At 54.9% G+C, this 17802-nt stretch carries 19 protein-coding genes; 1 reads left to right on the top strand and 18 read right to left on the bottom strand.

Annotation, left to right across the window (positions count from 1 at the left end):
• Window positions 1-4 precede the first annotated feature (4 nt).
• From J0X12_RS15925 to J0X12_RS15860, 14 genes are all read right to left on the bottom strand, one after another.
• A complete protein-coding gene (locus tag J0X12_RS15925) occupies window positions 5-541 on the bottom strand; it encodes a PadR family transcriptional regulator (protein WP_207047421.1) in 537 nt (178 codons plus the stop codon).
• Window positions 542-809: 268 nt separating this feature from the next.
• Window positions 810-1304, bottom strand: coding sequence for a cell wall hydrolase (locus tag J0X12_RS15920; protein ID WP_207047420.1), 495 nt, complete (start codon window positions 1302-1304; stop codon window positions 810-812).
• 77 nt (window positions 1305-1381) lie between these two features.
• Complete coding sequence (locus tag J0X12_RS15915; protein ID WP_273543436.1) at window positions 1382-1603, bottom strand: DUF1289 domain-containing protein; 222 nt, start codon at window positions 1601-1603, stop codon at window positions 1382-1384.
• 1 nt (window position 1604) lies between these two features.
• Window positions 1605-2036, bottom strand: coding sequence for an iron-sulfur cluster assembly scaffold protein (locus J0X12_RS15910; RefSeq protein WP_207047418.1), 432 nt, complete (start codon window positions 2034-2036; stop codon window positions 1605-1607).
• Between the two features lie 9 nt (window positions 2037-2045).
• A complete protein-coding gene (locus tag J0X12_RS15905) occupies window positions 2046-3671 on the bottom strand; it encodes an NTP transferase domain-containing protein (RefSeq protein WP_207047417.1) in 1626 nt (541 codons plus the stop codon).
• Window positions 3668-4357 (bottom strand): XdhC family protein, encoded by a 690-nt coding sequence (locus J0X12_RS15900; protein ID WP_207047416.1) that lies wholly within the window; start codon window positions 4355-4357, stop codon window positions 3668-3670. Before J0X12_RS15900 ends, J0X12_RS15905 begins: the two co-directional genes overlap by 4 nt.
• 9 nt (window positions 4358-4366) lie before the next feature.
• Complete coding sequence (locus J0X12_RS15895) at window positions 4367-4705, bottom strand: XdhC family protein (protein WP_207047415.1); 339 nt, start codon at window positions 4703-4705, stop codon at window positions 4367-4369.
• Window positions 4702-5922: a vWA domain-containing protein gene (locus tag J0X12_RS15890; protein WP_207047414.1), complete on the bottom strand. Its 1221-nt coding sequence runs from the start codon at window positions 5920-5922 to the stop codon at window positions 4702-4704. The genes J0X12_RS15895 and J0X12_RS15890 overlap by 4 nt, the downstream gene beginning before the upstream one ends.
• A complete protein-coding gene (locus tag J0X12_RS15885; RefSeq protein ID WP_207047413.1) occupies window positions 5919-6836 on the bottom strand; it encodes an AAA family ATPase in 918 nt (305 codons plus the stop codon). Before J0X12_RS15885 ends, J0X12_RS15890 begins: the two co-directional genes overlap by 4 nt.
• A 135-nt stretch (window positions 6837-6971) precedes the next feature.
• On the bottom strand, window positions 6972-7760 hold the full coding sequence (locus tag J0X12_RS15880; protein WP_207047412.1) for an FAD binding domain-containing protein: 789 nt from the start codon (window positions 7758-7760) through the stop codon (window positions 6972-6974).
• Between the two features lie 14 nt (window positions 7761-7774).
• Window positions 7775-10126, bottom strand: a complete 2352-nt coding sequence (locus tag J0X12_RS15875) for a xanthine dehydrogenase family protein molybdopterin-binding subunit (protein ID WP_207047411.1) — start codon at window positions 10124-10126, stop codon at window positions 7775-7777.
• Between the two features lie 3 nt (window positions 10127-10129).
• A complete protein-coding gene (locus tag J0X12_RS15870; RefSeq protein WP_207047410.1) occupies window positions 10130-10597 on the bottom strand; it encodes a (2Fe-2S)-binding protein in 468 nt (155 codons plus the stop codon).
• Between the two features lie 147 nt (window positions 10598-10744).
• Window positions 10745-11389 (bottom strand): SRPBCC family protein, encoded by a 645-nt coding sequence (locus J0X12_RS15865; RefSeq protein WP_207047409.1) that lies wholly within the window; start codon window positions 11387-11389, stop codon window positions 10745-10747.
• An 82-nt stretch (window positions 11390-11471) separates the two neighbouring features.
• Window positions 11472-11966 carry a PAS domain-containing protein gene (locus J0X12_RS15860; protein ID WP_207047408.1) on the bottom strand — a complete coding sequence of 165 codons (495 nt, stop codon included), beginning with the start codon at window positions 11964-11966 and terminating at the stop codon, window positions 11472-11474.
• Window positions 11967-12186: 220 nt separating this feature from the next.
• Here J0X12_RS15860 and J0X12_RS15855 point away from each other — a divergent pair, with 220 nt between their 5' ends.
• Window positions 12187-12798, top strand: coding sequence for a hypothetical protein (locus J0X12_RS15855; RefSeq protein WP_207047407.1), 612 nt, complete (start codon window positions 12187-12189; stop codon window positions 12796-12798).
• A gap of 6 nt (window positions 12799-12804) precedes the next feature.
• Here the strand turns inward: J0X12_RS15855 and J0X12_RS15850 are convergent, their stop codons facing one another.
• From J0X12_RS15850 to J0X12_RS15835, 4 genes are read right to left on the bottom strand one after another with little or no spacing between them, the layout of a single operon-like run.
• Entirely contained in the window at window positions 12805-14520 is a 1716-nt protein-coding gene (locus J0X12_RS15850; protein WP_207047406.1) for a Na(+)/H(+) antiporter subunit D, read from the bottom strand.
• Window positions 14513-14785: a hypothetical protein gene (locus tag J0X12_RS15845; protein WP_207047405.1), complete on the bottom strand. Its 273-nt coding sequence runs from the start codon at window positions 14783-14785 to the stop codon at window positions 14513-14515. The genes J0X12_RS15850 and J0X12_RS15845 overlap by 8 nt, the downstream gene beginning before the upstream one ends.
• 11 nt (window positions 14786-14796) lie before the next feature.
• Complete coding sequence (locus J0X12_RS15840) at window positions 14797-16302, bottom strand: monovalent cation/H+ antiporter subunit D family protein (RefSeq protein WP_207047404.1); 1506 nt, start codon at window positions 16300-16302, stop codon at window positions 14797-14799.
• 4 nt (window positions 16303-16306) lie between these two features.
• On the bottom strand, window positions 16307-17794 hold the full coding sequence (locus tag J0X12_RS15835) for a monovalent cation/H+ antiporter subunit D family protein (protein WP_420497094.1): 1488 nt from the start codon (window positions 17792-17794) through the stop codon (window positions 16307-16309).
• Window positions 17795-17802 lie beyond the last annotated feature (8 nt).

Raw genomic sequence — 17802 nt, 5'->3', positions numbered from 1 at the left:
TGCTTCATTCGGCGGCGCGATTGCCCATTAACGCATCCGCTTCCAGCAAGTGTCTATTCTCTTGCAGGTAATCTATTTCCGCCTGATACATTTTTAGACCGAAATTGCATAGAAACCGGTCCCTGTCCGTCATCTTGGTTTGACAATCGTCGTACAATGACTCGATTTTCTGGGCGCGATCCTTAATTCTGTCGTCGATAAGTTCTGAGATCACCGATGCCGGCAGAAGATGGGAAAACATCAAGGTCGCCAGGAATTCCGACCGGAATCGATCTGCCGCCGGTTTTTTCATGATGGCGTCGAAAAACTGATAGCGACCGTTCGCGGTAATGGAATAAATTTTCTTGTCAGGCCGCTTTTCCTGGCTGAATTCCCGACAGGAGACAAGACCTTCGTCCGTCAGCTTGTTAAGCGCGGGATAAATTGACCCGAAACTGGCGTGGAATATCAGGCCCAGTCGATCTTCAAAGGTCTTTTTAATCTCATAGCCGCTCGCATCCCCCATTGTGAGGATGCCAAGGCATAAAGTGCGAATATCCATTAATTCCACTTAGTCTGTATAATGTCGAGAAACGCGCCCACGTTATCACTCGAAAATAGATTTTCGATATTTCGAACGAGTATATATCGAACTGATATAATTTCAAATTTAAATATAGATTAATTTTTGATTGCTGCATGTGATCGGGGTCACGGAGAATAAACATTTCGTGAATGCCGTATATCCGGGTGTGCAAGCGGGAGGATTGCATTAAAAAAGCGACCTGCGGCCGCTTTCTCCAGTTTATCCTGAAATCGCGAGGTTGGGCCTACATTTGACGGTAGAAAATATGATTGCCGATATTGGCGGTTACTTTCAGGCTCTTCGACCAGGTCGGGGAGACATAATTCGCGTGGTAGAAGGTCGCATCGCCGGAAAGGTCCCGCATATTGCCGCCTCTGACCAGGCTGGCCACCATCAGCGCCCGTTGCCAGGAAACCTGGTCTGTTGCGGTGTCTGATTTACCGTCGCAGGCAAAGGAGAACTGGCAGGCATTACGGCGCGAGCTGCCTTCAAATACCACCTTGCAATAGGATGTGCCCTTTGCCGCGACACGGTTATGGACGACCTGAGCTACCGCGACCTGCCCGCTGAAAGGTTCACCGCGCGCCTCGAAATAAACTGCCTGAGCCAGGCATTTGGTCTCGGGGTCATTATCGGAAGAGGCGACGAGAGTCGTTGCGGCAGGCATGAATGTCGCCATTACAAGAAACAGCAAGGACAGAAAGGAAACTGTCAAAATGCTCAGGGTTTTCAAATACATTTGTGCCCCCATTACTTGAATGCAAGCTTACATTGTTATTAACGACGCTTGCATTAAGCGGGCGGAAGTAGGCAAAATTATGGCAGTTTTTCTGAAAGACGGGATTCCCGACGCCGCTGGCGTATTTCCTTCAGAACATCCATTTTCTCTACATTGGTCATCAAAACCCAGCCGCCGATTTCATTTCTTGTGCGGAAGCATCCCCGGCAATAGAGGTTTTGCGTATCCATGCTGCAAATTCCGGTACAGGGGGAAGGAAGGTCCGGCAGGTTTTTTATTTTTGGATTTTTACGGCGCATCTCAGACTTTCTTGTTCGCAGTCTCCAACGCCCGGATCAGGGCGTCGAAGGGAAGGAGGACACAATGATGCCGGCTCTTGTGAAGCGCGACAACATTGAAATATTCAAGTTCTTTCCACTCCGATGTATCCTGAAGAGGCGCTCCATGCAACATGGATTGCAGATTGTGGCGTGTTTCCAGAATATCCTCGAGGTTTTTGCCGATGGCATGTTTGCCAATCAGGGACGCGGACGCCTGACACAGCATGCAGGAACGATTTTGGTGGTTTAACTCTCTAATTTCATTCTCTTTTAGCCGGATCTGGATGGTAATACGGTCGCCGCAGGTGGGGTTATCCAGCGTTTCTTCCGCATCCGGGTTGTCAAGCGTTCCGTCGCCAGTGGCGTTGGCGGCAAGCCGCAGCAAATTCTTCTGATAAAGCTCATCGATCACGTTCTTTACTCACGCTTGCTGGAGGGCGATTAGGGCCTCTGGTGTATCGATGTCGGTGAAGATGCTGTCCTTATCGGCCTCGACATTGAAGACATAGGATTCATTCTCCGCAATCAGGGCTTTTGCCCCGATATCGCCTGTCAGGGTGAGAATATCGCTTTTGTACTGGCTGCCGATGAGAACGGGATTGCCCCGTTTGCCCTGGAAAGTAGGGACGATTATCGCCCGTCCTTCCTCCACATCGAAGGCGTCGATCAGGGCGTTGAACAGGCTTGTACTCACGAGAGGCATGTCGCCGAGGCAAATCAGGACGCCGTCGAAATCATCGGCGAGGGCGCGAAACCCGGTTTTGAGGCTGCTGCTCAGGCCCTGGGCATAGTCTGGGTTGTGAAATGACGTGATCCCGAGATCGTTAAAGAGGGCTTCAACCTGCTGTTTTTCATGACCGGTCACGCCAAATACGCCTGCCGCCTTTGATTTGAGGGCTGTTTCCGCCGTATGGCTCAGCATGGCCTTGCCGTCGATTTCCGCCAGCAGCTTGTTTTTCCTGCCCATACGCCGGGACTGCCCCGCTGCGAGGATAAGGACGGCAACCGACTTCCCTTGCGCCGCTGTCGTCTTTCTTTCCTGATTGCGCGGTTGCGGCCGGCTCGGGATTTCCTTTAGCAGGCCCCCGGCACCCATATCCATGATATCCGATGCCGTGACCGGGATATCCGCAAGTAGACGATCGAGGACAAAGTCAAACCCGTTCAGTTTCGGGGAACGGGTGCAGCCGGGCAGGCCGATAACAAGCTTTTCCCGAAGATGACCAAGGAGGAGAAGGTTGCCCGGGTCAACCGGCATGCCGAAATGATCGATCTCGCCGCCCACCTGCTTCAGGGCCGCAGGAATGACGTCATTCCGGTCCGTAATGGCGGAGGCGCCGAAAATCAGGATAAAATCGCATCCTTCCTTATCGAGCGCCGATATGGCCTCGGCAAGAGCTGTCTCATGATGATCGCAGCGTCGACTGACATCAATTTGGTTGTCACATCGTTCCAGACGGTCGGCCATGATCCGTTCCGACTTTGCAATCACCTTTTCCTTTGTATTCGGCAGCATCGTCGAGATCACGCCGATCCTTTTCTTGACGAAAGGATGAATGGAAACAATTGGTTGCGCGGCACTCTCCATGCAGGACAGGACTTTCTCCACCTTGTTCTTTGGGGCCGCGAAGGGGATGATCTTCACGGTTGCCAGCATCTGGTTGGCCTCTACCAACTCATATCCCTTCACCGTTGCGATGGTAATTGTCTCGTCAATGTGGTTGAGCGTCTTTATTTGCGCCTCGTTGATGACGGCTATCCCGCGCTTTGCAGCAAACAGGTTGGCGCGGCCGGTGAACGGGGGCTTGACGGTCACATTGGCACCCGCGAGAGGGGCGGCGACCGTCGCCGCGGCGGTGTCCTCCGACATATCGGTTTCATCAATTCTCGCACCAAGAATGGTCTGTATGCCATTGTTTTTAATAGAATCTATGTCCGCCTTGGTGAGGACATGACCCTTCTTCAACAGCTTGCCCGGTGCAACCTCCACCGCATGGGCAAGTACAATCCCTTCCGCGTTTTCTACTGCTAGACGGCCGAAGTTCATTTGACCTCCTTCCGGCGGAGAACGGCGATAATCTCCGCCATGATGGAAATGGCAATTTCCGCTGGCGACTTGGCGCCGATGTCAAGACCGATCGGGCCATGTATGCGACTGAAATCCGTTTCGGTAAAGCCGGCGGAGATTAACCGTTGCTGTCTTTTTGCATGGGTTCTTCCGCTGCCGAGGGCACCAATGTAAAAAGCGTCGGATTTCAGGGCAAATTGCAGGGCTGGGTCATCCAGTTTTGCATCATGGGTTAGTGTCACGATGGCCGAGCGTCGGTCGGGAGATAACGACTCAAATGCTTCATCGGGCCAGCGATTATCAAGGGTGACATTGGGGAAGCGAAAACTGGAACCGAAACTCCGGCGCGGATCGATGACGGTCACCTCATAATCCGCAGCTGCCGCCATGGGGACGAGAGCCTGCGCAATATGGACCGCGCCGACGATAAAAAGGCGGAGCGGCGGATTGAATATATTCAGGAAAACCGGGCCGTCCTCCGCCTCAAATGTGGCCGGTTTGTCGCTCCGAAGCGCATTTCTTGCCGCTTCTGACAGATCAGAACTATATTCAGTTTCAAAGGGATATAATAGTTTCTGATCACCGGACTTTAAATTAGTCGCGAGGACGACCTGACGCTTTTCCGTGCGGGCCTGTTGCAGTTCTTCAAGGAGAGCCGTTTTCATCGCGCCGCCTTAGTCCAGTTTCTCGACAAAGACATTGATCTTACCACCACAGGCAAGGCCGACTTCCCAGGCCTCGTCGTTACTAACGCCAAATTCCAGGGTCTTCGGTGCGCCACTCTTGATGATCTCAAGCGCTTCCTGAATGACCGCCCCCTCCACGCAGCCACCACTGACCGAGCCGGCCATCTGGCCGGTTTCATCGATGGCGAGCTGGCTTCCCGCCGGACGGGGCGCGGATCCCCAAGTGCTGATAACGGTCGCGAGGGCGACCTTCCGCCCGTCTTTCTTCCAGTTGAGCGCCTGGGCCAGAATGTCGTCTTCGGGCAGGGTCGTTGTGGGGTTGGTCATGCTGCAAAACTCCTCTTCTCAGGTTGCGCGCCCAAAGGATTTGACAGGATATCAGCGAGGTCCCGCAGGCTGTTGAGATTATGGACCGTCCGAAACTGATCGACATGGGGCAGGATCGCCTTGACGCCCTTGGAGCGTGGCTCAAACCCCTGATAGCGGAGCAGGGGGTTCAGCCAGATCAGTTGTCTGCAGGATTTATGCAGCCGTTCCATCTCAACGCCTAATCCTTCTCCTGCGTCCCGGTCGAGCCCGTCGGAAATGAGGAGCACCACCGCCCCCTGTCCAAGAACACGGCGCGACCAGAACTTGTTGAATTCCTTCACCGTTGCGCCGATACGGGTGCCGCCGGACCAGTCCTCCACTTTTTCGCTGACCGCATCTAGTGCCGCATCCACATCCCGATAGCGCATGTATCTTGTTATATTAGTCAGCCGCGTACCAAATACAAATGTATGGACGCGATCGCGGTCGTTGGTGAGTGCGTGCATGAAATGCAGCAGCATCCGGCTGTACTGCGCCATGGATCCCGAAATATCGCAGAGGATGATCAGGGGAGGATGCCGCGTCACGCGGGATTTGAAGCGCAGCGGAATGCTGGCCCCACCGCTTCGAAGGCTCGCGCGCATGGTTCGGCGCATATCGATCACACCACCATGAAAATCCGCCTGATGGCGGCGCGTTTTTACTTCCATGATCGGCATACGCATGGTGGCCATGACCTTTTTGGCTTCCTCCATTTCTTCCCTGCTCATGCTTTCGAAGTCCTTGGACTGCAGGAGTTCATTATCCGAGGCGGTGAGGGTCGCGTTTATCTCCACTTCCTCTTGCTCGCTTTCCTGGTCGGAGTCAGCAGCGGGAGAGGGGGCCAGGGCCTCGGAAAGACGCCGGTTTAACTCTGGTTGATCATCGCGCTTGGTACTGTCGAGAAAAGTCGTCGGCAGCATCATATCCATCATCTTCTTCAGGAGCTCCGGATTACGCCAGAAAACGTGAAACGCCTGATCGAAGATATCCCATTGATCGCGGCGGTTGACGAAAACCGAATGCAGGGTCCAGTAAAAATCATCGCGGCGGCGAATGCCGGCCACCTCTACCGCGCGGATCGCCTCCATTACCCGACCGGGACCGACAGGCAGCCCGGCCCGGCGTAGCGTTCGCGCGAAATGCATGATGTTTTCCGCGAAAGTGCCGCCGGTATGTGCCGCCGGGTCCTTCATGTGGCTTCCAACTCCGTGTTGATTTTCTGGATGATGTCGGCGGCCTCGCTGCCCTGAATTTTCACGATATCGTCCTGATATTTAAGGAGCACACCGAGGGTGTCATTGATGACATCCGGATCGAGGGAGATGATATCGAGTTCCTTGAGCGCATTGGTCCAGTCCAGCGTTTCCGCGACGCCCGGCAGCTTGAACAGATTGGGGTCTTTTCTCAGTTCCTGAATGAACAGCACGATCTGCTCTGACAGGCGTTCCTCCACACCGGGGATTTTCCGGGTGATGATTTCCTTTTCGCGCGCTGCATTTGGATAATCGACCCAGTGATAGAGACAGCGGCGCTTCAGCGCGTCATGAATCTCCCGCGTCCGGTTCGATGTGATAACGACAATCGGCGGCTCCTTCGCCTTGATGGTGCCAAACTCCGGGATCGTCACCTGGAAGTCTGAAAGAACCTCGAGCAGGAACGCCTCAAACGGCTCGTCAGTCCGGTCCAGCTCATCGATCAACAGGACAGGCGCCCCGCCGACAGTGCTTTCCAGGGCCTTCAGAAGCGGCCGCTTGATCAGAAATTTTTCCGAGAAAATATCACTGCTGAGGCGGTCACGGTCGGCCGTTTCGGTTGCCTCTGCCAGCCGGATCTCGATCATCTGGCGGGCATAGTCCCACTCATAGACGGCGGAACTGACGTCGAGGCCTTCATAGCATTGCAGCCGGATCAACGGGCGCCCCAGCTGTTCCGCCAGCACCTTGGCGATTTCCGTCTTGCCAACCCCGGCTTCCCCTTCCAGAAACAGCGGACGCCCCATTTTGAGCGACAGAAAGAGGACAGTGGCCAGGCTGCGATCCGCCACATAATTAGCGTTTTGTAACAGGTCCTGTACGGCATCGATGGATTGCGGTTGGACATTTGTCATGATCGTCGGATTTTCCTTGGTTACTTAATCCTGGTTGCGCCGGAAACTTGACCCCGAATTGGGGAAATGGGGATTAAAGTGGAAAGGGGAAGCCAAAACTTCCCCTTTAGTCGCTGTCCGCATTACCGGGGTAGATTATGACGCGGCCTTAACCGCCCGCGCCGCCATGACGGAGATCAGGTTTGCCCGGTAGTCGGCGGAGGCATGGATATCGGCACTCAGGCCCGATGCCTCGGTCTTGATGCCCGATAGTGCGTCCGCTGAAAAGTTACTGGATAACGCAGCTTCCATATCCGTCTGGCGGAACACGCATGGACCTGCGCCGGTGACCGCAACGCGCACGCCTTGCGCCGTTTTCGCGACGAAGACGCCGGTTAGGGCATAACGGGACGCCGGGTTTGGAAACTTAGCATACCCCGCCTTCTCGGGAATGGGGAAGGTGACCTTGGTGACCAGTTCATCCTCTTCCAGCGCAGTCTCAAAAAGGTCGACAAAGAAATCCTCCGCCGAGAGGCTGCGCTTGTTGGTGTGAACCGTTGCACCAAGTCCTACAAGGGCTGCCGGATAATCCGCCGCCGGATCATTGTTAGAGATGGAGCCGCCAATCGTGCCCCGGTTTCGCACCTGTGCATCGCCAATATGGCTGGCAAGATAGCTAAGGGCAGGGATAGCGGATTTGACATCTGCTGAATTGGCGACATCAACATGACGGGTCATGGCACCGATGGAAACCTCTGACCCGCTGACGCTGATACCTTTAAGTTCCGCAATCCCGCCAAGATCAACCAGCTTCCCCGCCTGCGCAAGACGGAGCTTAAGGGTCGGCAGCAAGGTCTGGCCGCCGGCCAGAAACTTGTCGTCTTCACCAATGGCGGAAACTGCCTCATTTACCCCCGAAGGGCGTTCATAATCGAATGAATACATGGGTTGGTCCCTTCTTAGTTGCTGTTGATGGCGCGCCAGACCTTTTCAGGCGTCGCCGGCATATCAATATCTTTACCCAACGCATTGACGATAGCGTTCATAAGGGCCGCGGGGGCCGCGATGGCGCCCGCCTCGCCGCACCCCTTGACGCCCAGCGGATTGCTGGGGCAGGGGGTGTTCGTCGTAGCGATGCGGAAACTCGGAAGATCATCGGCCCGTGGCATGCAGTAATCCATGTAGGAACCAGTGAGAAGCTGTCCGCTTTCATCGTCATAGACCACGCCTTCAAGCAGCGCCTGACCAATGCCTTGTGCGACACCGCCATGAACCTGCCCTTCAACGATCATTGGGTTGATGATATTGCCGAAGTCATCTGCGGCCGCCCAGTCGACAATGTCGACAACGCCTGTCGCCGGATCAATCTCGACTTCCGCAATATGGGTCCCCGCCGGGAAAGTGAAGTTGAGCGGGTCATAGAAGGCATTTTCCGCCATGCCCGGCTCCAGATCCGCGGGATAATTATGCGGGACATAGGCCGCAAAGGCGATCTCGCCCATGGTCAGTTTCTTGTCTGTCCCGGCGACCGAGAAGACGCCATGTTCATGCTCGATATCCTCGACCGAGGCTTCCATGAGGTGGGCGGCAATCTTCTTCGATTTCTCGACGATCTTGTCGATGGCTTTCACTATGGCTGATCCGCCGACGGCGAGGGAACGGGACCCATAGGTGCCCATTCCGAAGGGCACCTTGCTGGTGTCACCATGCACCACCTCGACACTTTCGATCGGCACGCCGAGCTTGTCGGAGATAATCTGGGCGAAAGTTGTTTCATGGCCCTGTCCATGGCTGTGACTGCCGGTAAAGACTGTCACGCTGCCTGTCGGGTTGAAGCGAACCTCTGCTGATTCCCAGAGACCCACGCCGGCCCCGAGCGAGCCGACGGCCGCAGAAGGGGCAATGCCGCAGGCCTCGATATAGGCGGCGACGCCGATACCGCGGATCTTGCCATTGGCCTCTGACTGGGCCTTGCGGGCGGCAAATCCGTTATAGTCGATCATGTCCTTCGCCATATTCATGGCAAGGGGATAATCGCCTGAGTCATAGGTCATGATGACCGGTGTCTCATACGGATAGGCATCCGGCTGGATAAAGTTTTTAAGGCGGAATTCCGTGGGATCCATCTTGAGGTCCCGCGCTGCCGTATCCATCATGCGTTCGACAACGTAGGTGGCCTCCGGCCGGCCGGCGCCGCGATAGGCATCCACCGGCGTCGTGTTGGTGAACCCGGCCTGCACCTCGCAATAGATGCTCGGGATTTTGTACTGACCACTTAAGAGAGTTCCGTAAAGATAGGTTGGCACGGCACTGGCGAAGGTCGAGAGATAAGCCCCCATATTCGCCTGGGTCGAGACCCGGAACGCCAGGATCTTGCCGTCACTGTCCGTTGCCAGTTCCGCATGAGTGACATGATCGCGGCCATGGGCGTCCGTGAGGAATGCTTCGGATCGATCGGCCGTCCATTTGACGGGACGGTTGATTTTCCGGGCTGCCCAGATGGTCGTCGTTTCCTCGGCATAGACAAAAATCTTGCTGCCGAAGCCACCGCCCACATCTGGGGCGATCACGCGCAGCTTGTTCTCAGGCGCGATGCCCAGGAAAGCTGACATGATCAGGCGGGCGACATGGGGATTCTGGCTGGTCGTGTGAAGGGTCAGCTCCCCACTGCCTGCGTCATACTCGCCGAGGGCGGCACGTGGTTCCATCGGGTTCGGCGAAAGACGGTTGTTCACCACGTCAATCTTCGAGACATGAGCCGCATTGGCAAAGGCGGCATCCACCGCCGCCTTGTCACCCAATTCCCAGTCATAACAGAGGTTTCCGGGCGCTTCGTCATGTATCTGTGGAGCGCCTGAATCCAAGGCTTTGGAAATGTTTGTAACGGGGGTTAAAACCTCGTAATCTACCTCTATCAGCTCTGCGGCGTCTTTTGCCTGCTGCAGGCTTTCGGCAATCACGAAGGCAACCTGGTCCCCGACATGCCGGACCGCATCAACGGCGAGGCTGTTATGGGGAGGGGCGTTATGGGGCGAGCCGTCCTTGCTGGTAATGCCCCAGCCGCAGATCAGGCCGCCAATCCCATCGGCAACCATATCCGCGCCTGTGAAGATATCGACAACCCCCGGTGCTGCCTTGGCTGCGCTCAGGTCAATATTCTTGATTTTGGCAAACGCATAGGGCGAGCGCAGAAAATAGCCGTAGGCCTGCCCAACCCTGTTGATATCGTCCAGATAGTGGCCGTTGCCGGTTATAAACCGTTGGTCTTCCTTACGCCTGACTGAGGCGCCAATTCCATTTTCGACAGACATTGATCACCCTCCCATATTCTCCGCTGCTGCTTTGACTGATTTGACAATGTTATGATAGCCCGTGCATCGGCAGATATTGCCCTCAAGCTCGGTCCTGATTGTCTCCTCGGAAGGGTTCGGGTTGCGCTTTACAAGGTCAACCGCGCTCATGATCATGCCGGGAGTGCAAAAGCCGCACTGCAGGCCGTGGTTTTCCTTGAAGGCGGCCTGCATCGGATGCAACTCGCCATTCTTCGCCAGACCTTCAATGGTGGTGACCTCCGCGCCGTCAGCCTGAACCGCCAGCATCGTACAGGATTTGACACTATCACCGTCGACATGAACGGTGCAGGCACCGCACTGGCTGGTATCACAACCAACGTGAGTGCCGGTCAGTCGGAGATTTTCACGGATAAATTGAACGAGCAGGGTGTTGGGCGCAACATCGGCGCTAACCTTTTTCCCGTTCACCGTCATGTTAACGGTTGTCATATGATCTTCCTCCCTTGATCTAACGTTTTGTTTGAGTTCGTTTCGATGTGCCAGACTGAAATACAGAACTTTCGTTTTATTCGAATAAGAGTTTCCAACTGATCTAGCGCGACGTCAATAGCTGTAAAGGCTTTTCAAAGATTAAAATCAGTCGCCGGCAAGATAGAACAGTATGATGGCAGCTATAATCCCCAGCGGAATCAGGATCGCGGGCCGCATCCAGTCGGGTGAGGCGGCTTTCTCTGCACGCGGGGGCGATGATGCCTTTGCCTGCGCACCTGCTTCAGGGACAGGGGCTTCGCTGGCGGGAGTTTCCTCAGCCACCAAATGTTCAACCTCAGGTTCTTGATGGCCGGAACTGACAATTTCATTGAATTTTGTGAAAAATTCGGACGCCAGCTTCTTTGCCGTGCCATCTATCAGGCGGGAGCCGATCTGCGCCATTTTTCCGCCGACGGACGCGTTAACGTCATAGGAGAGCAAAGTACCGTTATCGCCGTCTTTCAGGGAAATATCCGCGCTGCCCTTGCCAAAGCCCGCCGCGCCGCCCTTACCCTCTCCGGTAATGGTATAGCCGTTCGGGGCATCAATATTGCTTAACGTTACATTGCCTTTGAAGTTGGCGGAGACGGGGCCTACCTTGACCTTTACTGTTGCGGTAAATTCCGTGTCGCTCACCTTTTCGACAGACTGGCATCCAGGGATTGACTGGCGCAGAATTTCGGGATCGTTCAACGCGTCCCAGACCTCCGCCCGTGAGGCGTTGATAAGTTCCTCACCGCTCATTTGCATGGTATCTCTCCCGACGTTGACTTGATTGATTACATCTAGCCTACTCCATGAAGAACAGGAAGAGCAAGCCCGTTATCGGGGCCTACAATTTGAATCTCGGGCGGTCTATCAGATGGTGCCTGACATTGAAAAAATTTATGCCCACCAGTAACTTGTCTGCCTTGTCGCCGCTTGTCGTCAGGGGCAGCACAACACGCTCATAATTTAGATTCTGATCAGAGGGGGTGCGGGCCGAACTGGCCATGTATGTTGGCTGCTGATGGGTAACCGTGTAGTCGAACTGGGCGATAATCTTCTCGCGGTCCTGCTCGTCTAGAATGTTTTCGAGATATTGCCCGGTTATGGATTTTTGATAGACGGGATTGACCAGTGAGCCAGCGAGACGGATGTAATATCTTGGCCTGTCGGTACCAACATCAAAAAGGACGATGTGCCGAAGGCAATGCGGGATATCGACGGGATTGAACTGCTGGCGGTTTGGTATTGTCGGCGCAGGGTCGAGTTGTTGCCAGTATTTCACCAGATCAACCAGCGCCGGGTGGGTAATCTCGTCAAGAGATGTGGTAAAATCCGTCATCAACATTTCGCCTCTCGGTCAAAAAATGGCCGCGCAGAAATAAATTATATACAGAGATTTTACAACATATTTATTCGTCTAAAGGTAGTGTGTCCGGTTACTTTGGGTTAATTGCAATTTTTTGTGACATTAAGACAACGAAGTCGGCTTTTTATTAAGCGGGGATTAACCATTACCTCGTAGGTTGGGCCATATAAAAAAACTTAACGGGACCAGATATATGCGCCCTGCGACACGCTCGACTTTTGACATTCTCTGCTGGCTGAAAAATCAACGCTGGACGTCCGACAAGGCGTCTGATGTGCCTTTTTTGCTGAAACTTCTCTATCTGTCACAGGCGCTTTATGCGGCGACCCATAAGCAGAGAAAACTAATGCCGGCAACGTTTCTCGCAACCGCGGCCGGACCGATTGAGCCGGATATATTCCTGGCGCTTGAGAATAACCTCAAGGTCAGCAATCCGTTGACGCCGAGCGTAGAAGTTGAGGGATATCTCTCTACCTTTCATGCGGAGTTCAAGGACAAAGGCGAGACGGAGCTGGACTTTATTCTGTCAAAGGATACGGCGATCCGCTCGGCAATGGCGCGCGGACGGAATTCGGAAATTCAGATCGCTGATATGGCTACAGCCTACCGGAAAGGGGTACCATCACCGGGTGTCGGCAATGATCCTGCCCAACCCGTTCCGTCATTTCGCGATGGCGGCCGGACAAACCTTGAGGCGGCCCCGACCGAGAAACAAGAGGTCCGCTTTACCGCCGACGGACGCTCCGTCACCCGATGGATGCCCAAGAAACGGATTGTCACCAAGGATAATGTCGTCCTGAATTGACCAAACCTACATTGGCACCGGCTGCTGCAGGAAGCGGTAGAAGAACACCACAACAAAGCCCAGCACCGCCACGATGATCATCACCGCCGTACTAGACGCCGTTGTCCGTGCGAGGATCTTGCCGTTTCCATGCGTGTTGGCCGTTGTATTAATGACGCTGTAGACAATGTTATTCGCAATACCCAGGATCCAGTTCCAGACAATCAGGATCAACCGGCCTGTATACAGGGCCAGCCATTTCAGCGGGACGCGATAAAACCAGTCGAAATCGAGGTTCGTAGACCGAAGCTCCGGCGGGTAGATTTTGTAGCGCATCAGGAGTGCGAAGGCGAGCGTGGCAAAGAACAGGAGCTGCAGTGAGGTAATCACATGACCTGCTGTGTAGGGATGATAGGTCGGCTCATAGGGAAGCAGTTCGTACAGCAGCCCTGGGAAGACACCGATCCCGATGCAGAAGAACGCAGCAAATCCCATTGCAAACAGCATGTTCTTCGGCGCTTCCTTTACCCGGATATCGCTGTCATGGGCGAAGAAGGTGAAGAAGGGCACCTTGATGCCGGAATGGTCCATCACACCGGCGCTGGCGAACAGCATGACAAGCCAGATCACGACCATGCCGCCGTCTGCGGCCGCCGACTGGATCATGGCCTTCGAGACGAACCCGCCGGTCAGAGGGAATCCCGCAATGGAAACGGCGCCAATGATACAGAAGATCATTGTTATGGGCATGGATTTGTATAGCCCGCCTAATTCCGACGCCTTGATCGTGCCGGTTCGGAACAGGACAGCGCCCATCGACATGAACAGCAGGCTCTTGTACATAATATGCGCGAAGGCATGGGCCGCGGTACCGTTAATCGCAAGTTCGGTCCCGATGCCAACGCCGATCACCATATAGCCAAGCTGGTTATTGAGAGAGTAGGCAAGGACACGCCGGAGATCGTTCTCCAAAACAGCAAAGAAGATCGGGAAGACGGTCATGGCGCCACCGATCGGGATCAGGATATCCGTTCCGGGAAAGGCCCGCGCCAGCGTGTAGATAGCAAGCTTCGTCGTAAAGGCGGAGAGGATCACCGTGCCGGTGACGGTCGCTTCCGGATAGGCGTCCTGCATCCAGTTATGCAGGAAGGGAAACGCGCTCTTGATGCCGAAGGCAACCAGTATCAATCCGCTCGCAAGGCCTGTGAGCCCGATATAGTTGAAGGCGATCGAGCCGGTTTCCTGATAGTAGAGAATGATCCCGCCGAGCAGAATAACGCCGGAGGACACCTGGATGATCAGGTACCGCATGCCCGCCTTGTAGGCGCGTTCCGTCCGGCTTGCCCAGATCAGGAAGACGGAGGATATTGCCGTCAGCTCCCAGAAAACGAAGAGCGTCACCATGTCGCCGGCAAAGACTGCGCCGATGGCGGAGCCGATATAGATCAGGGCAACGAAATGTTGGACCGTGTCTTTCACGTGTAGGGCATAGATCATGCCCATAAAAGCCGCCAGGCAGAAGACAGTGCCGAATATCCGCGCAAGGGGATCTATACGGGTCAACTCGATTGAAAGACCGAGAAATTCATACTGGCCCCAGGTGCCAAGCCCGAGGGTATAAATCTGTGCGAGCGCGAGGACGGGCAGCGTCAGGAGCAGAATAGAACGGATGATCCCATTCGTGAACGGGACCAGCAGGGCGCCGAAAATCAGGATGAACCCGGGATTAAGACCTTCAATCATAGTAATCCTCATCCCGCATCAAGACGTTACGGAGTTTCTTGGCGATCAAAACGAGCCCGACGTAGCAAACCAGACCATACAGGGAGTAAAACTCGAAGATATTCTCAAACTCAAATTCGATATGCTTGTGGTAGAGAATATTGAGAAGCGACAGAATGTCGGGTACGGCTACCAACGCACAAAGAATCAGGACGGCGTAAAACACCTTGTCGATATTCTTTGGCTCATCCAGCCAATATTTTTTCTCGTCATCCGGTTTTGACATCTTTTCAATCCCTATGGCGTCAAAATGGGTTCGATCAGCCTGACGATCGGGTCCGCAAGGAAGAAGAGGACCACACAGGCCAGAGCGGTCAGCACCGGAGGCAGCACACAAAAGAGCGGTGCCTCCTGTATATTCCGCCAGGAAAAATCGGATTTTTCATATCCGACCGGTGTCGGCTCTTCGATCTGCCCGAGCGGCGGATAGAAGAAGGCGCGGGCAACAATTGGTAGCAGGTACGCGATGTTGAGGAGCGAACTTACCAGCAGCACGATCATCAGGTAAATCTCATCGGCCTCTGCGGCTCCAAGCATCAGGTAAAACTTGCTCCAGCTTCCGCCGAGTGGCGGCAGGCCGATGATGCTGAGGGAGCCGATCAGGAAGGCGATGAAGGTAATGGGCATCTGCCGGCCGAGGCCGCGCATATCACTGATTTCTGTTTTATGCACAGCAGTATAGATGGCGCCTGCGCAGAAAAAGAGGGTGATCTTGCCAAAGGCATGCATGACGATTTGGAGTGCGCCGCCAGCCACCGCCATGGACGTTGCCATCGAGGCCCCGAGAACCACATAGGCGAGCTGGCTGATGGTGGAATAGGCGAGCCGCGCTTTCAGGTTATCCTTGGTGAGCGCAACGACCGAAGCCGCGATAAGTGTATAGGCAGCGACCCATGTAAGCCATTCTGCCGCGCCTGTCTCTGTAAGAAAATCAATGCCGAAAATATAAATTACTACTTTCAGCACTGAGAACACGCCGGCTTTCACCACGGCGACAGCATGCAGCAGGGCGCTGACCGGTGTCGGGGCCACCATTGCGGCGGGTAGCCAGCGATGGATCGGCATCAAGGCGGCCTTGCCAATCCCGTACATAAAGAGGAACAGAAGAACTCCCGTTACCCCGGCGCCGGCATGGCCTGAAAGGATGCCACCCTTTACGAAATCGACCGTTCCCGCAAGGGTCCAAGTCCAGATGATCGCGGGCAGGAACAGCCCGATGGAGGTGCCGATCAGGATACCAAGGTAGATCCGGCCGCCTTTCAGGGCATCCGCGTTCTTCTTATGCGTGACCAATGGATAGGTCGACAGCGTCAGGACCTCGTAAAATACGAACAAGGTCAGCAGGTTGCCGGAGAAAGCGACGCCCATCGTCGCGGCAATCGCGATGGCAAAGCAGATATAAAAGCCGGTCTGGCGGGGCTCGTTATTCCCGCGCATATAGCCGATGGAATAGATCGAGTTGATGATCCAGAGAGAAGACGCCACGGCCGCAAATGTCATGCCGAGGGGCTCGACCTTCAGGGTGAGCGCAATGTCGGGGAGCAATTCGACCAGTAAAACAGCGGGTTCCGCGCCATCCATGATCCCGGGCAGAATGCTGAAGACATTGAGGCAAAGCAGGACCGAGGTGACCAGCGTGACTGTTTCGCGGATGTTGGGCGCGGACGACGTAATCGCAATTCCGATAGCGCCAACAAGCGGAATAATCAGGGAAAGAGCGACATGGGTTTCAAGGGCAAACATGATTTTACGCGCCCCCCATCAGAAAGGCGGCGGCCGCTTTGGCCATGCCGACGCTAAAGCTGGTTTCTATGCCGAAATAGAAACTGCCCAGAATGAAGAGCCAGGTCGGTACCAGGAGGGACATCGGTGCTTCCTCTTTTTCTGCACCATCGGGTGGATCGCGGAAATAGGCGACCTCTACCACCCGCCAGATGTAAATCACGGCGAGCAAGCTGGATACCATCAGGAGGGCGACCAGGCCGTATCCGATGAACGATCCCTTTTCGAGAGCCGCCACCACCAGATACCATTTGCTGATAAAGCCGGGAGTCAGCGGGACGCCGATCAGGCCAAGCCCGCCCAGAACAAAGCCGAACGTGGTAATCGGCATCCTTCGCCCGATCCCGTCCAAATCCTTCAGGTAGTTTGAGCCGACGACATAAAACATGCAGCCCACGGACAGAAATAGACCTGTCTTGACGATGGCATGGTTGAAGATATGCACGATCGATGCCGTTAGTCCGCTCTCGCTCGCAAGTGCCAGCCCGAGAATCATATATCCGAGTTGGGCGACACTGGAATAGGCGAGGAGCCGCTTGATATTTGTCTGGTAAATCGCCACGGCCGACATTGATAGAAACCCGAGAACCGCGAGCGGCAGAAGGATATCCGTAAGTTCGAGGCCGGTGAAGCTGTAGTTCACGCCGAACACCGTGAAAATAAAGCGGATCAACAGATAGACCCCGACCTTGGTTGCCGTTCCGGCAAAAAAGGCGGTTATGATGCTGGGCGCATAGGTATAGCTGTTCGGCAGCCAGACATGAAACGGAAAGAGCGCCAGCTTGATCGCCAGTCCGATGACGATAAACCCGGCGGCCGCCAGTATCGGACGGGTGCCTTCGATTTCAGGAAAGCGCGCCGCGATATCCGCGATATTCAACGTCCCGGTCATCATGTAGATGAGGCCGACGCCGATCAGATAGAAGGTTGCGCCGACGGTGCCGATGATCAGATACTGAAACGCAGCGGTCAGGGCGCGTTTGTCGGTCCGTTCTCCCATGGCGATAAGCGCGTAGGAGGAGAGGGACATGATCTCCAGGAATACGAAGACGTTGAAGGCGTCGCCCGTGATACAGATGCCGAGCATGCCGGTCAGCGCCAGCAAATAGGCCGCGAAAAACAGGCCGAGCTGCGAGGTTGGAATTTCCTTTACGACACTTTCTCTGGCGAAGAGCAGGACGCCTGTGCTGATCCCGCTGATCAACACCAGCAAAAAGCCGCTTAACAGATCGACCACATACTCAATTCCCCAAGGCGGGGCCCAGCCGCCGAGCTCATAGGAGATCGGGCCGGAGGACGCAACGGTCAGGAGAAGTTGAAGGCTGACATAAAACGCAAAGGCGCTGGCAATCGTCGTGAAGGCCCATGGGGCGTTTCTCCCTCGCAATAACGCGCAGACAGGCGCCGCCATTAGGGGAATGATTGCTACTAAAATGGGGAACTGGGAACTCATAGACAGCA

The organism is Sneathiella sedimenti (genome assembly GCF_017313765.1).
Classification (GTDB): domain Bacteria; phylum Pseudomonadota; class Alphaproteobacteria; order Sneathiellales; family Sneathiellaceae; genus Sneathiella; species Sneathiella sedimenti.
The sequence above is the reverse complement of the archived record's forward strand: the minus strand, read 5'-3'. Positions and strand labels throughout refer to the sequence as shown.

Excerpts from the sequence above, each read along its gene's own strand:
- J0X12_RS15925 (WP_207047421.1), bottom strand. The coding sequence starts at position 541 with ATGGATATTCGCACTTTATGCCTTGGCATCCTCACAATGGGGGATGCG.
- J0X12_RS15920 (WP_207047420.1), bottom strand. The coding sequence starts at position 1,304 with ATGTATTTGAAAACCCTGAGCATTTTGACAGTTTCCTTTCTGTCCTTG.
- J0X12_RS15915 (WP_273543436.1), bottom strand. The coding sequence starts at position 1,603 with ATGCGCCGTAAAAATCCAAAAATAAAAAACCTGCCGGACCTTCCTTCC.
- J0X12_RS15905 (WP_207047417.1), bottom strand. The coding sequence starts at position 3,671 with ATGAACTTCGGCCGTCTAGCAGTAGAAAACGCGGAAGGGATTGTACTT.
- J0X12_RS15900 (WP_207047416.1), bottom strand. The coding sequence starts at position 4,357 with ATGAAAACGGCTCTCCTTGAAGAACTGCAACAGGCCCGCACGGAAAAG.
- J0X12_RS15895 (WP_207047415.1), bottom strand. The coding sequence starts at position 4,705 with ATGACCAACCCCACAACGACCCTGCCCGAAGACGACATTCTGGCCCAG.
- J0X12_RS15890 (WP_207047414.1), bottom strand. The coding sequence starts at position 5,922 with ATGAAGGACCCGGCGGCACATACCGGCGGCACTTTCGCGGAAAACATC.
- J0X12_RS15885 (WP_207047413.1), bottom strand. The coding sequence starts at position 6,836 with ATGACAAATGTCCAACCGCAATCCATCGATGCCGTACAGGACCTGTTA.
- J0X12_RS15880 (WP_207047412.1), bottom strand. The coding sequence starts at position 7,760 with ATGTATTCATTCGATTATGAACGCCCTTCGGGGGTAAATGAGGCAGTT.
- J0X12_RS15875 (WP_207047411.1), bottom strand. The coding sequence starts at position 10,126 with ATGTCTGTCGAAAATGGAATTGGCGCCTCAGTCAGGCGTAAGGAAGAC.
- J0X12_RS15870 (WP_207047410.1), bottom strand. The coding sequence starts at position 10,597 with ATGACAACCGTTAACATGACGGTGAACGGGAAAAAGGTTAGCGCCGAT.
- J0X12_RS15865 (WP_207047409.1), bottom strand. The coding sequence starts at position 11,389 with ATGCAAATGAGCGGTGAGGAACTTATCAACGCCTCACGGGCGGAGGTC.
- J0X12_RS15860 (WP_207047408.1), bottom strand. The coding sequence starts at position 11,966 with ATGACGGATTTTACCACATCTCTTGACGAGATTACCCACCCGGCGCTG.
- J0X12_RS15855 (WP_207047407.1), top strand. The coding sequence starts at position 12,187 with ATGCGCCCTGCGACACGCTCGACTTTTGACATTCTCTGCTGGCTGAAA.
- J0X12_RS15850 (WP_207047406.1), bottom strand. The coding sequence starts at position 14,520 with ATGATTGAAGGTCTTAATCCCGGGTTCATCCTGATTTTCGGCGCCCTG.
- J0X12_RS15845 (WP_207047405.1), bottom strand. The coding sequence starts at position 14,785 with ATGTCAAAACCGGATGACGAGAAAAAATATTGGCTGGATGAGCCAAAG.
- J0X12_RS15840 (WP_207047404.1), bottom strand. The coding sequence starts at position 16,302 with ATGTTTGCCCTTGAAACCCATGTCGCTCTTTCCCTGATTATTCCGCTT.
- J0X12_RS15835 (WP_420497094.1), bottom strand. The coding sequence starts at position 17,794 with ATGAGTTCCCAGTTCCCCATTTTAGTAGCAATCATTCCCCTAATGGCG.